The organism is Streptomyces sp. NBC_00210 (genome assembly GCF_045160975.1).
In the GTDB taxonomy this organism is placed as follows: domain Bacteria; phylum Actinomycetota; class Actinomycetes; order Streptomycetales; family Streptomycetaceae; genus Streptomyces.
In genome coordinates this window covers 5,785,724-5,799,413 of the sequence record NZ_CP108120.1, presented here as the reverse complement: position 1 = coordinate 5,799,413, position 13,690 = coordinate 5,785,724, and the positions used below count along the sequence as shown (strand labels likewise).

The following is a 13,690-nucleotide window of genomic DNA, read 5'->3' as shown; positions in this document are numbered from 1 at the left end:
TGTCCCATCCCGCGGTCTGCGAGATGGGACACGGTCCGTTCACTGAGGGCTCATCAACTGTTCAGCTGTTCAGCCCTCGGTGGATGCGGTCACCGTCGGCAGAGCCTGCTGCTCGGCCGCCGCGGTCTTCTTCGCACCGGCCTTCTTGGCGGTCGTCTTCTTAGCCGCGGTCTTCTTGGCCGCCGTCTTCTTGGTGGCGGCCTTCTTCGCGGTGGCCTTCTTGGCGGTCTTGCGGGCCGCCTTCTTGGCCGGGGCCGAAGCGTCGGCGTCCGGCTCGGCGCCGTCCGTCTGCGGCTCGGACGCCGGCTCCGCCGTCGCGGGGACCACGACGACCGCGGCGTCCTCGGCGCCCGAGGGCGAACCGGCCGGGGCGGTGACCTTGCGGGTCACCCGGCGGCGCGCACGCGGCGGAACCGCGACGGGAGCCTCATCGACGACCGGCGCCTCGGCAGGGGCCTCTTCGGCCCCGGCCTTGGATTCGGCCTTGGATTCGGCCTTCGCCTCGATGACGACCTCGGCCTCGGCGGCGGCCTTCGGCGCACCGGCCGGGGCAGTCGCCTTGCGGGTGGCCCTGCGGCGGGTACGGCCCGTGGGGGCCGCCTCCTCCGCGGGCGCCTGCGCCTCGGCGGCCTGCGCCGGAACCTCGGCCGTGAGCTCAGTCCTGGGCTCTGCCGCGGTCTCCGCCTTGGCCTCCGCCTTGGCTTCGGTGACGATCTCCGCCTCGGCGGCCTTGGGGGCACCGGCCGGAGCCGACGCCTTACGGGTCGCCCGGCGGCGGCCACGACCACGCGTCGCTGCCGCCTCGGCCTCCGCGGCGCTGCTGTACAGCTCCTCGTCCGGCACGAACTCCGGCTCGGTGAGCGCGACGGGCGCGGCCACCTCGGCGGCGACCTCCGCCTCGGTCTCGGCCTCAGTGACCTCGGCGGCCACCTCGTGCTCGTGGACGTGCTCCGCACCACCGCGGCCGCGCTTCTTGGAGCGCTTGCCGCCTCCGCCGCCGATGGAGGTCGGCTGCTCCATGTGCACGATCACGCCACGGCCGTTGCAGTGGACGCAGGTCTCGGAGAAGGACTCCAGCAGACCCTGGCCCACCCGCTTACGGGTCATCTGGACCAGGCCGAGCGAAGTGACCTCGGCGACCTGGTGCTTCGTACGGTCGCGGCCCAGGCATTCGAGCAGCCGCCGCATGACCAGATCGCGGTTGGACTCGAGCACCATGTCGATGAAGTCGACGACGACGATGCCGCCCAGGTCGCGCAGCCGCAGCTGACGCACGATCTCCTCGGCCGCCTCCAGGTTGTTCCTGGTGACGGTCTCTTCGAGGTTGCCGCCCTGACCGGTGAACTTGCCGGTGTTGACGTCGACCACGACCATGGCTTCGGTCTTGTCGATCACCAGCGAACCGCCGCTCGGCAGCCAGACCTTGCGGTCCAGCGCCTTCATCAGCTGTTCGTCGATCCGGTAGGTCGCAAAGACGTCGACCTCGCTCGTCCACCGCTGCAGACGGTCGGCCAGGTCCGGCGCGACGTGCGAGACATAGCCGTGGATGGTCTCCCAGGCCTCGTCACCGCTGACGATGACCTTCGAGAAGTCCTCGTTGAAGATGTCGCGGACGACCCGGACGGTCATGTCCGGCTCGCCGTAGAGCAGCGTCGGGGCGTTGCCGGTCTTGGCCTTCTTCTGGATGTCCTCCCACTGCGCCTGCAGGCGCTCGACATCGCGGCGCAGCTCGTCCTCGCTCGCGCCCTCCGCGGCGGTGCGGACGATGACGCCCGCGTCCTCGGGGACGATCTTCTTGAGGATGGTCTTCAGACGCGCACGCTCGGTGTCGGGCAGCTTGCGGCTGATGCCCGTCATCGAGCCCTCGGGCACGTACACCAGGTACCGGCCGGGCAGCGAGACCTGGCTGGTCAGGCGGGCGCCCTTGTGGCCGATCGGGTCCTTCGTCACCTGGACCAGTACCGACTGGCCGGACTTGAGCGCGACCTCGATGCGGCGCGGGCCGTTGGCCATGCCCAGGGCCTCGAAGTTGACCTCACCGGCGTACAGGACGGCGTTGCGGCCCTTGCCGATGTCGACGAACGCGGCCTCCATGGACGGCAGTACGTTCTGCACCTTGCCCAGGTAGACGTTGCCGACGTACGAGGTCGCCTGCTCCTTGTTGACGTAGTGCTCGACGAGCACGTTGTCCTCGAGGACGCCGATCTGGGTCCGCTCACCGCTCTGGCGGACGATCATCTCCCGGTTGACCGCCTCGCGGCGGGCCAGGAACTCGGCCTCGGTGATGATCGGCACCCGGCGGCGGCCCTGCTCGCGGCCCTCGCGGCGGCGCTGCTTCTTGGCCTCCAGACGGGTCGAGCCCTTGATGGACTGCACCTCGTCGGACGGCTCGTCACTCTTGGCGCGCGCGGGACGGGGCTCGCGGACCTTGACGACCGTACGCTCCGGGTCGGTCGCGGCCGCCTCGTCCTCGGCCACGGCCTCACCGCTGCGACGACGGCGGCGACGACGGCGACGGCTGCTGGAGGTGCCTGCTGCCGAGGGAGTCTCGGTCTCGCCGTGCTCCTCTTCCTCCGCGCCGTCCTCCTCGTACTGCGCCTCCTCGGCAGCAGCCTCGTCGGACTGCTCCTCCGAGGTCTCGTCGGCCTCGGCGGACTCGCCACGACGGCGACGACGGCCACCACGACGACGACGGCGCGAGGGGCGGTCCTCGAACTCGTCCGACTCCTCGCCCTCGCCCGCCTCGGCGGCCTGCTCGGGCTCGGTCTCCTCCTCGGGCTCCGCCTGCGCGGCGGGCGCGGGCGCCTCGACCGGCTCGGCGGGCTCACCACGGCGGCGCCGACGGCGACGGCCGGCGGGCTCGGGAGCGGCGGTCTCGGGAGCGGCGGTCTCGGCGACCGGCTCGGCGATCTCCTCGTCCTCCTCCGGCTCCGCCTCCACGGCCGCGGCGGCGGCAGCGGCGGCCGTCTCCGGGGTCTGGAACATCGGCTCGGTGAAGACCGGGGCCTGGAACACGGCCACGGCCGGCCGCGTGGCACGGCGGCCACGTCCGGGGCCCTCGTTCTTGGCGGCCTCTTCCGGCTGCGCGGTGAACTCGGGCGCGGCGGTGCGACGGCGCGCACGACCCCGGGTCGCCGCCTTCTCGGCGGCCGCGACCTCGGCCTCGGCCTCGTCGGAGGTGATCTGTGCGAGCGCGCCGGTGGGCAGGCTCTCGCCCGCCTCGGCGACGGCGCCGTTCTCGTTCGCCTCTGCGGCCTCGACCGCCTGCGGGGCGCCGGCGGGCGCGGTGACCTTACGGGTGGCGCGACGGCGGCTACGGGGCGCCGGGGCCTCCTCCGCCTGCGGCTCCTCAGCCGCCTCTGCGGCCTCGGCCGTCTCGGCGGCTTCGGCGGCCTGGGGCGCACCGGCGGGGGCGGACGCACGACGGCGCGAACGGCCACGCGGTGCGGGCGCCTCGGCCGCGGTCTCGTCCTTGACGGCGACCTCGGTCGCGGTCTCGGCGGCAGCGGGCTCGGCGACCGGCTCGGGCGCGGTGACCTTACGGGTGGCACGGCGGCGCGCTCGGGGCGCCACAGCCTCCTCCGCCTGCGGCTCCTCAGCGGTCTCGGCCGTCTCAGCAGCCTCGGGCGCACCGGCAGGCGCAGTCGCCTTACGGGTCGCACGGCGCCGCGCACGCGGCGCAGCAGCCTCCTCCGACTGCGGCTCCTCAGCGGTCTCGGCCGTCTCAGCGGCCTCGGGCGCACCGGCAGGCGCAGTCGCCTTACGAGTGGCACGGCGCCGCGCACGCGGCGCAGCGGCCTCCTCCACCTGCGGCTCAGCGGCCTCGGCGGTCTGCGGCGATGCGGCAGCGGTCTCGCCAGCGGGGTCGGTGACGTTCGCGGTCACCTCGGACGCGGGCGTGGACGCCGCAGCGGTCGGCGGACCCGCGGGACGCGACGCAGCGCGGCGCCTGCGGCGAGGCGGCAGCGTGTCGCTGGGGGTGTTGTTCTCTTCGTTCTGGTTGTCCCCGGAAGTACCGGGTTCGTTCGGCTCGAGCATGCGGGCGGTTCTCCCGTCGCGCTCCCGGGCGCCACGCCTGATTCCGGTCCGGCCACGGCCCGCGTGATGTGCGCGGTGCCGCCGTCCGGGGCGCGGGCGCCGCACGGGAGCTGATGTATGGCTCGCCGGTTCCGTACGCGATGTACGCACGGCCTGGCGAAAGTCTTCTGTTCGGTGCGCGGCCCGACCCAGGTGGCTCCCGAGTACCAGGGCTGCGCTACAACGACTGTCCTTACGCGGCGGGACCTTCGTGCGCCGTCGCGGTGGCTGTTCCGGCGGCCGTGGGTGGAGCGGCCGGAACTGCCTCGCGGTCGAGCGCGAGCGGGTCGGTCACCGTGCCGGACTCCTCGTCGAAGAGCCCCTGCGCCAGCCTGGTCACCGCTGCGGGGACCGGCGGCGCCAGGTCGGCCACAGCTCGGAGACCGGACAGGACGTCGTCGGGTCGCACGGCAGGTGTCACGTGCCGAACAACCAGCCGCAGTATCGCACAGGGCCCGTCCCCGGGCCTATTGATGAGCGCGGCGTCAGCCGCTCCGGTGGCTCCGGAGCCTGCCCCGGCCTGCGCGGGAAGCGCCTGCAGGTCCGCCACGGCAGCGCGGGCGTCGAAGGTCCGCATGCCGTTCTTCGTCTTGCGCTGGACCTCGACGGTCTCGGCGCCGAGGAAGGCGGATACGGCCGCCGAGGCGTCCTCGACGCCCACCCCGTCGAGCCGCAGCTCCCACACGGAGGCGGTGAGCCGGTCGGCGAGCCCGGACGTGCGGGCCTCGACGGCGTCGGTGATGTCGAGTCCGGCCGGCAGCGACTCGTCGAGCAGGAGCCGGAGCTTGTCCGGATCCCGGTGCTCGGTGAGGGCGATCTCCAGATACTCGGCCTCGCTGCCCGTGCCGGTGGGTGCGGCATTGGCGTACGACACCTTCGGGTGCGGCGTGAAGCCCGCCGAGTACGCCATGGGCACCTCGGCACGGCGCAGCGCACGCTCGAACGCGCGCTGGAAGTCACGGTGGCTGGTGAACCGGAGGCGGCCGCGCTTGGTGTAGCGCAGTCGAATGCGCTGCACCGCGGGTGCGGGCGGCGGGCCTTCGGGCTGTCGCTTGCCCAGTGGTTCTTCTCCTCGGTGCGGGGCGGGCGCGGGGGGCGCGCCGCCCTCGGACGTGCGGGTGCTCCCTGGGGGCCTGCCCGGCTCACCCCCGCTTGTGCAGGGAGATCTCTGGGTCGGCCGCCGCGCCGGGAACAGTCGTTGTACTACCCAGAGTACGCGCCTGCCGCACCCCCGGTTCCACGGGCTGACGAAGCCGGACGGGGTCGCGCCTGCCCGGCCATATCGCCTCGCGAGCGGCCCGTACCGTCTCCCGGGCCGCCTGGAGCGCGCCCCGGACGGCCAGCCCCGCCTCGGCCGCGGCCTTCTTGGCGGGCCGCCAGATGGTGTCGCGCACCGCGTGCCCGACGGGCGTGCAGACGCTCTGGTAGAGCCAGCGCACCGGCCGTCCGACGACGTTCCAGGCGAGCCACTTGATCGCCCTGCCGACGGCGCGCGAGATATATCCGGCGATGCGCCAGGCGACGCCGACGGCCGCGGCGATCTCGCGGCCGACGGGGGCGAGGATGCGCCGGTAGATCCACACCGCGGGCACCACGAGCCCGTACGTCACCACGGGCACCACCACATACCGCCACAGCGCCACCCACGGCCAGACGATCCCCCGTCCGATCACGGTGAGCAGCCAGACGAGCCCGCGTCCGATCACGGTGAGCAGCCGGGCGAGCCCATGTCCGAGCGGGGTCAGCAACTGCCGGTAGACCCACACCAGCGGCACCACCAGCCCGTACGTCACCACCGGCACCACCACATACCGCCACAGCGCCACCCACGGCCAGACGAACAGCGCCCTGCCCAGCCAGGCAAGCACCGCGGCAACGCCGTGGCCGAGCGGAGTGAGCAGCCGGCGGTAGAGCCGGCCCGCGGGCGCGACGAGCAGCTGCTGGACGAGCCATGCGATGCCATGTCCGAGCGGGGTCAGCAACTGCCGGTAGACCCACACCAGCGGCACCACCAGCCCGTACGTCACCACGGGCACCACCACATACCGCCACAGCGCCACCCACGGCCAGACGAACAGCGCCTTCCCGATGAAGACGGCCAGCCAGGTGGTGGCGAGCCCCAGCGGAGTGAGCACATTCTCGAACACCCAGGCCAGCGCCCGCCCCAGCGGCCGCAGTAGTACGCGCTCGACCGCGCGGCCGCAGACGACGAGAAGATCCCAGACCATCCGCACGGGCACGACCACCAGCAGCACCACGATCCGCACGGGGATCCGGACGACTGTGGTCAGACAGCCGTCTCCGGGCTCGTAGTGCGCCGGCGCCTGGTGACTCCCGTATGTCTGGGGCGACTTCTCGAACTCCATGTCAGGCATGACGCATTACAGCCCCGTTCGGATCCAGTACCTGCGCTTTTCGCCCCGCTGGTCCTCCAGCACCCCGCCGTTCGCCTCGATCACCTTCCGCGAACCGACGTTGCCGGCGTCGCAGGTGACAAGAAGGGATTCGATGCCGAGCGTGCGCGCGTACGGAAGACAGTCGCGCAGCATCGCGGTGGCGTGCCCGCGCCGCCGGGCGCTCGGGCGTACGGCATAGCCGACGTGCCCGCCCAACTCGTGCAGGAACGGGGTCAGCCGGTGGCGTATCGCAAGCCGCCCCAGATAGGTGTCGCCGTCGACGAACCAGAGATTGGTGTGCGGGACCCAGCCCTGAGGACGCGGGGTCTCCTCCAGCGATTCGGCGCCCAGCCGCGCGACATACCCGGCGAAGGCGTCCGGGCGGCGCCAGGTGCCGCCGAACTCCTCGATCTCGTGCGCCAGCAGGGTGTTCGGATCGGCGCCCTCGGCGAGGAACTCTTTCACCGCGACAAGAAACGACTCGTGGAAACGGACGTCGGGCGCGATCAACTGAGGCATCGCCCAATTCTGCCGGGCCCCGACGGGCCCCGGCCAGGCGGTTGTTACGCCGGCCGGCTGCCCTGGACCGCCCATGCGCGGGCAGTGAACGCGATCGACCCATCAGGCCGCGTGGGCACGGCCTCGCCGAGGGTGTCACGCAACCGGTCCCGCGTGGTCGGGGCGAGGGCGGCGACATAGCCAGGGGCGGGGCCCTGCCCGGCCAGGAACGGCTCCCACAAATCCGCGAAGCCGGCGAACACGGTGGGCACCTCGATCGGGGCGACCGCCACATCGACCAGCCCCGCCTCCGTCCACAGAGCGCGCAGCGGATCCGGGCGGCACACCGGGAACCGCCGGCCCTCGTCCAGCGCGGCAGCCGACGGCTCCACCGCGACCGCGACATCCCAGAAGTGCCGCAGGAACGCCATGCCCTCGGCGTAGTCCCACACGTACGCCGCGACCAGCCCGCCCGGCCGCACCACCCGAGCCATCTCGGCCACTGCTGCGCCCGGCTCGGAAAGGAAGTTGAGCGCCAGTCCGCTGACGGCCACGTCGCACCCTTCGTCCCGCACGGGCAGCGACAGTGCGTCGGCCACCACGAAGCACGCCGACGCGGGAGCGGCGGCACGGGCCGAAACCACGAACCCGGCGGACCGGTCCAGGCCCACCACCATCCGGGGCCGACACCGCGCGGCCACCGCAGCGGTCAACGCCCCGGTGCCACACCCCACATCCAGCCACCGCAGACCGTCCGCGCAGCTGAGCGACGCCACGAATCCATCCGCGACCAGACGGCTCCACCGGCCCATGTACCGCTCGTAGGCGTCCCCGGCCGCCCACATGTCGAACCGCTGTTCCTTCATGCCCCCACGATCCCCGATGGTCCTCTGGGCCGACGGCGAGAACCTGCGGCGGACCAGTGAGGGATCCCACAAGTGGCTCGGCCAGTGGCGTGCGGACGCCAAGGGGGTTATCGTCGATAGGTAGAACGACCGGTCTTCCTACCTCTTGAGGGATGGCCTTTCGGCCTTCCGGGCGGGACTGCCTCCAGCCAGGGAAGGCCAGTGGGTCCCCGGTGCACGTCGAAGAGAGATCAAAAGGTTCCATGAAAGCAACCCGCGCCCCGGCCTGGCCGGGGCCCCGCACAGGGCCGGTGTTTCGCGCGGCCCCGATGGGGTCAGCCGCCCGACCGGATCAGCCGGACCGCGTTCAGCAGGGTCTTTTGGGCGGCCGTCGAGTCGTCCAGGTAGCCGGCGGCCATCGCGCCGTCGTACAGCATCAGCAGCGCACCGGCGGCCGACTCCGGGGCGGCGTGGCCGAGCCGGGTGAGCAGATCCTGCAAGAGGGTGCGGATCCAGTCCCGGTGGGACGCCACCAGGCCGCGCACCTGATGGGTGGCGTCCGGGTACTCGGCGGCCGCGTTCATGAACGGCGATCCGCGAAAGCCGCGCTCGCGGGCGTGCTCGGCGATCGCCTCGAAGATCCGGTCGATCGCCTCCGCGGGCGGGTGCTCGGCGGCCAGCGGTTCGACCACCGCCCGGTAGTAGGCATCTTTGGTCAGCAGATAGGCCACGACCAAGTCGTCCTTGGAGGCGAAGTGCCGGTAGAAGGTCGCCTTCGTCACCCCGGCCTCGGCGATCAGCCGCTCCACCCCGATCGCGCGTACGCCCTCGTAATAGAACAACCGCGACGCGGCCCGGACCAGGCGTTCGCGGGGCGGTAGTTCTCCCTCGGTCTTGGTCGCTTGACGCGTGGCGTCGGTGGTCTTCTGTCCAGTGCTGCTCACTTCCCCATTGTGCCCTCGGCCCGGCCTTGAGCGGCCTCCACCCCCGTACGGCCCCCAGCAATAGGGCCGTCCCCTTCCTGTCCCGTACGGCCCACAGCAACGTGGCCGTTCATCGAAAGGCTTGAACCATGACTCGTCGTCTTGAAGGAACCGTCGCCCTGGTCACCGGGGCCTCCAGTGGTATCGGCCACGCCACCGCCTTGGAGCTTGCCCGCGAGGGTGCATCCGTGGCGCTGGTCGGCCGGCGCGAGGACCGGCTCACCGACCTCGCCGCGGAAATCTCCGACGCCGGCGGACAGGCCCTGGTCGTGCCCGCCGACATCACCGACGCCCAGGCCGCCGCGGAAGCGGTCGAGCGGACCGTCGAGGGCCTGGGCCGCCTGGACACCCTGGTCAACAATGCCGGGCTCATGCTGCTCGGGCCCGCCCCTGCCGCGGACCTGAACGACTGGCGGCGCATGATCGACATCAACCTCATGGGCCTGATGTACAGCACCCACGCGGCCATTCCTCACCTGGTCAAGGCAGCCGCCGAGGAACCGCGTCAGGTCGCCGACATCGTCAACATCGGCTCACTCGCCGGCCGTAACGCCTACGCCATGTCCGCCGTGTACAGCGCCACCAAGTTCGGCGTCGGCGCCTTCAGCGAGTCGCTGCGCCAGGAACTGGCACGCCAGCACGTCCGCGTGTCCGTCGTCGAGCCGGGCAGCGTCGACACCGAACTGCGCACGCACAACCCGGCCGCCGTCCAGCAGCACATCTCCGCCGCCCTGGGCGACATCGAGCGGCTGCAGAGCCAGGACATCGCCGACACCGTCGGCTACATCGTCACCCGCCCCCGGCACGTGGCCGTCGCCGAGCTGCTCGTACGCCCCACCGAGCAGATCTAGACACCAAGCCCGTGGCCAACTCCGAGACAGGCAAGGAGTCATGATGGCGACGAGCAGAATCCTCGCCGTAGTAACCAACCAAGCGACCTACGGGGCGAACCCCCACCGGACCGGACTGTGGACCAGAGAAGCCGGCCTGGCGGACCCCGGCGTAGAAGTCGAGGTCGACCTTGTCGGTCCAGCAGGGGGCGGGTGCCGCTGGATCCGCGCAGCACCGGATGGGCCGCCTCGGTCTGCCATGGTGCCTGCGGACTGCTGAACATCACGCTTTCCGACGACGGCAGGCTCGTGGCGGGACAGAACCCTTACTCCACCAAGGCCGCAACTGCAACGGCAGCCGCGTCAGCGATCTCAATGGATCACTCACGTCGGCCGGCGTTTCAGCTGGTCTCGGCGTTGACGACACTGAGAGGCAGGAGCTTCTTGCCGGTCGGGCCGATCTGGATGTGCGTGTCCATCTGAGGGCAGACGCCACAGTCGAAGCACGGCGTCCAGCGGCAGTCCTCGACCTCCGTCTCGTCGAGCGCGTCCTGCCAGTCCTCCCAGAGCCAGTCCTTGTCGAGACCGGAGTCCAAGTGGTCCCAGGGCAGGACCTCTTCGTACGTGCGCTCACGCGTCGTGTACCAGTCGACGTCCACGCCGAAGGCCGGCAGTGTCTTCTCGGCGCAGGCCATCCAGCGGTCGTACGAGAAGTACTCGCGCCAGCCGTCGAAGCGGCCGCCGTCCTCGTACACCGCGCGGATCACCGCGCCGACGCGGCGGTCGCCGCGCGAGAGCAGGCCCTCGACGATGCCGGGCTTGCCGTCGTGGTAGCGGAAGCCGATGGAGCGGCCGTACTTCTTGTCGCCGCGGATCTTGTCGCGCAGCTTCGCCAGACGCGCGTCCGTCTCCTCGGCCGAAAGCTGCGGGGCCCACTGGAAGGGCGTGTGCGGCTTGGGCACGAAGCCGCCGATGGAGACCGTGCAGCGGATGTCGTTCTGGCCGGAGACCTTGCGGCCCTCGGCGATGACGTTGACCGCCATGTCGCCGATCTGCAGCACGTCCTCGTCGGTCTCGGTCGGCAGGCCGCACATGAAGTACAGCTTCACCTGGCGCCAGCCGTTGCCGTACGCCGTCGAGACCGTACGGATCAGGTCCTCTTCGGAGACCATCTTGTTGATGACCTTGCGCATGCGCTCGGAGCCGCCCTCGGGGGCGAAGGTCAGACCCGAGCGGCGGCCGTTGCGCGTCAGCTCGTTGGCCAGGTCGACGTTGAAGGCGTCGACGCGGGTGGACGGGAGGGACAGGCCGATCTTGTCCTCCTCGTACCGGTCGGCCAGGCCCTTCGCGATGTCGCCGATCTCGCTGTGGTCCGCCGAGGACAACGACAGCAGACCGACCTCCTCGAAGCCGGTCGCCTTGAGGCCCTTCTCGACCATGTCGCCGATGCCGGTGATGCTTCGCTCCCGGACGGGGCGCGTGATCATGCCGGCCTGGCAGAAGCGGCAGCCGCGGGTGCAGCCGCGGAAGATCTCGACGGACATCCGCTCATGGACGGTCTCGGCCAGCGGCACGAGCGGCTGCTTGGGGTACGGCCATTCGTCGAGGTCCATGACGGTGTGCTTGGACACGCGCCACGGGACGCCCGACTTGTTCGGTACGACGCGGCCGATGCGGCCGTCGGGCAGGTACTCGACGTCGTAGAAGGCCGGCACATAGACATTGCCGGTCCTGGCGAGGCGGAAGAGGACCTCCTCGCGCCCGCCCGGGCGGCCCTCGGCCTTCCAGGCGCGGATGATCTCGGTCATGTCGAGTACGGCCTGCTCGCCGTCGCCGATGACGGCGCAGTCGATGAAGTCCGCGATCGGCTCGGGGTTGAAGGCGGCGTGGCCGCCCGCGAGCACGATCGGGTCGTCCAGGGTCCGGTCCTTGGACTCCAGCGGGATACCCGCGAGGTCGAGGGCGGTGAGCATGTTGGTGTAGCCGAGCTCGGTGGAAAAGCTCAGCCCGAAGACGTCGAAGGCGCGGACGGGGCGGTGCGAGTCGACGGTGAACTGCGGGAGCTTGTGTTCCCGCATCAGCTCTTCGAGGTCCGGCCAGACGCTGTACGTGCGCTCGGCGAGCACGCCCTCGCGCTCGTTCAGTACCTCGTAGAGGATCATGACGCCCTGGTTGGGCAGTCCGACCTCGTACGCGTCGGGGTACATGAGCGCCCAGCGGACGTCGCACTCGTCCCACGGCTTCACAGTGGAGTTGAGTTCTCCGCCGACGTACTGGATCGGCTTCTGGACGTGCGGGAGCAACGCCTCGAGCTGAGGAAAGACGGAGTCGGCAGGCATCTCGCGAACCTTCGTGAGCGGGCATGGGTGACCATCAAGGCTACCTTGACGCTCAGCCCGCCAGCGCCGCCCGAAGATCCGGATCGGATGCCTTGTGCCAGACCCCCGGCAGCTCCCGCTCGCGCTCGGCCGCCTGCGCCTGCTCCTGTCCGTACAGGAGGCCCCACGTGAACGCGCTCTCCCCCGCCGCATGGGCCTGGATGGCGAGATTCCGCAGGGCCTCACGGGCCACCACGCTGTCCTGGTGGTCGCCGAGGACCGTCTGCACGGCCTTCATCCGTTTGGCGAACTTCTTGGCCACCTTGCCGAGCGCGGGGGTCGCCGCCTCGCCCGCGTACCTGGCGCGCTTGGCGGCCTTGCGGGCATCGTGCATGGCGAGGTCCCGTGCCTCTCCGGCCGGGAGCTCCAGTGCGTGGTCGACCCGGGCGGCCAGCCGGTCGTAGTCCCTGAGGATCGCCTTGGGGATGATCCTGGCGGCCGCGCCGCGCGCCGCCTTGAGCAGCGGCGGGTCGGCGAGCAGCGCGTCCAGGGAGTCGAGGAGGGCGCGGTAGCGCTTGCTGTCGAGTACGGCGACGGCACGGCGCCGCGAGCCCGAGCCGTGGGCGACGGTCCAGACGCGCAGCCGCCCGCGCACGGGGCCTAGCAGCAGGGGCCGGGGCACGGCGTCGATCCGGGACTTCAGCCGCTCGGTGAGCACTTCCTGGTCACGGGCGACGCCCAGCTCCGCGGCGAGCCACTTGAGCTCATCGCCGATCGGGTCGGTGGCAGCGCGATCGATGATCTTGCGGTACGAACGGAACGCGCTGCGCAGCCGCCTGGTGGCGACCCGCATCTGGTGGACGGAGTCGGGAAGGTCGCGGCGTACGGCGGGGTCGTACGCGAGCAGGGCGTCGCGCTGTTCCCGCAGGAAGGCGAGGATGTGCGCGCCCGCGGTACCCGGTGCCGGCTCGGCTGTGGCGGTCCGGGGTGGCTGCTCGGCGGGCGAGCTGCCCCGCGGCTGCTCGGCGGCCGGGCTCTCGCTCTTCGCGCGCTTGCCCGCCTTGGGCGCGGTCTCCGCCAGCGCCCTGGCCAGTTTCGACGGTGACTCGGCCGGCTTCACGCCCGCCTTGCGGAGCTTCTTGTCGACCGCGTCCAGAAAGGCCGGATCTCCGTCGTCGGCGAGCTCGACCTCGATCTCGTCCCAGGCCGCGGTGCGGCCGCCGTCGGTGAGACGCTCGGCGCGGACCGAGTCGCGGCTCAGCTCGGCGAGCAGCTTGCCGTCGGCATCGACCAGGTGGCGGATGTCGCGGGAGGACAGAAGCCGCACCACGGGGGCGAGTTCGGCGTCACGTGTGCGGGCCCGGACCAGGCTCGCGAGCGTCCGCGGGATCTCCTCGGCCAGGGGCGCGGTGATCTCGTCCCGTACACCGGGCGCGACGGGCAGTTTGAGGTGCCAGCCCGCATCGTCGCCACCGGTTCTGCGGCGCAGGGTGATGGCGGAGTCGGCGAGGCGCAGGTCGGCCGTGTCGTAATAGACGGCGTCGAGCTCGCGGACGCCTTTGTCGATGACGGCCGACACCCCGGGCACCCGGGTCAGATCCGGCAGCCGGGTCTCGGGAGTGGCTTCGTACTTCCGCTCGATCTCGCGCTTGGTATCCGCCATGAACCGAATCTAGTTGCCCGGGAGCCTCCGTGGCAGCCCCAAGTGTTCACCCGGGGCGGGTTTCGGATGTCCCGGCCGCG

9 protein-coding genes are annotated in these 13,690 nt (G+C 71.4%); 1 reads left to right on the top strand and 8 read right to left on the bottom strand.

The genetic code is table 11. The annotated features are described in order from the left end of the window. Positions 1-69: 69 nt before the first annotated feature. The 6 genes from OG729_RS26190 to OG729_RS26165 form a co-directional block, all read right to left on the bottom strand. A complete protein-coding gene (locus OG729_RS26190; protein WP_405808306.1) occupies positions 70-4,038 on the bottom strand; it encodes a ribonuclease E/G in 3,969 nt (1,322 codons plus the stop codon). 232 nt (positions 4,039-4,270) lie between these two features. Then, the gene (locus OG729_RS26185; RefSeq protein WP_405808305.1) at positions 4,271-5,095 is read right to left on the bottom strand and encodes a TIGR03936 family radical SAM-associated protein; all 825 of its coding nucleotides are present in this window, start codon (positions 5,093-5,095) and stop codon (positions 4,271-4,273) included. A gap of 124 nt (positions 5,096-5,219) precedes the next feature. Beyond that, on the bottom strand, positions 5,220-6,443 hold the full coding sequence (locus OG729_RS26180; RefSeq protein ID WP_405808304.1) for a hypothetical protein: 1,224 nt from the start codon (positions 6,441-6,443) through the stop codon (positions 5,220-5,222). Positions 6,444-6,458: 15 nt separating this feature from the next. Beyond that, on the bottom strand, positions 6,459-6,992 hold the full coding sequence (locus tag OG729_RS26175; protein WP_405808303.1) for a GNAT family N-acetyltransferase: 534 nt from the start codon (positions 6,990-6,992) through the stop codon (positions 6,459-6,461). 44 nt (positions 6,993-7,036) lie between these two features. Beyond that, positions 7,037-7,837, bottom strand: a complete 801-nt coding sequence (locus tag OG729_RS26170; RefSeq protein WP_405808302.1) for a class I SAM-dependent methyltransferase — start codon at positions 7,835-7,837, stop codon at positions 7,037-7,039. 314 nt (positions 7,838-8,151) lie between these two features. Continuing rightward, entirely contained in the window at positions 8,152-8,760 is a 609-nt protein-coding gene (locus OG729_RS26165; RefSeq protein WP_405808301.1) for a TetR/AcrR family transcriptional regulator, read from the bottom strand. Between the two features lie 128 nt (positions 8,761-8,888). On the opposite strand from OG729_RS26165, the gene OG729_RS26160 reads away from it, so the two are divergent. Then, a complete protein-coding gene (locus OG729_RS26160; RefSeq protein WP_405808300.1) occupies positions 8,889-9,650 on the top strand; it encodes an SDR family NAD(P)-dependent oxidoreductase in 762 nt (253 codons plus the stop codon). A gap of 380 nt (positions 9,651-10,030) precedes the next feature. Here OG729_RS26160 and OG729_RS26155 read toward each other — a convergent pair whose 3' ends face one another. Both OG729_RS26155 and OG729_RS26150 read right to left on the bottom strand, forming a co-directional pair. Beyond that, complete coding sequence (locus tag OG729_RS26155; protein ID WP_405808299.1) at positions 10,031-11,968, bottom strand: TIGR03960 family B12-binding radical SAM protein; 1,938 nt, start codon at positions 11,966-11,968, stop codon at positions 10,031-10,033. A gap of 52 nt (positions 11,969-12,020) precedes the next feature. After that, the gene (locus OG729_RS26150; RefSeq protein WP_405808298.1) at positions 12,021-13,610 is read right to left on the bottom strand and encodes a CHAD domain-containing protein; all 1,590 of its coding nucleotides are present in this window, start codon (positions 13,608-13,610) and stop codon (positions 12,021-12,023) included. Positions 13,611-13,690: the final 80 nt, after the last annotated feature.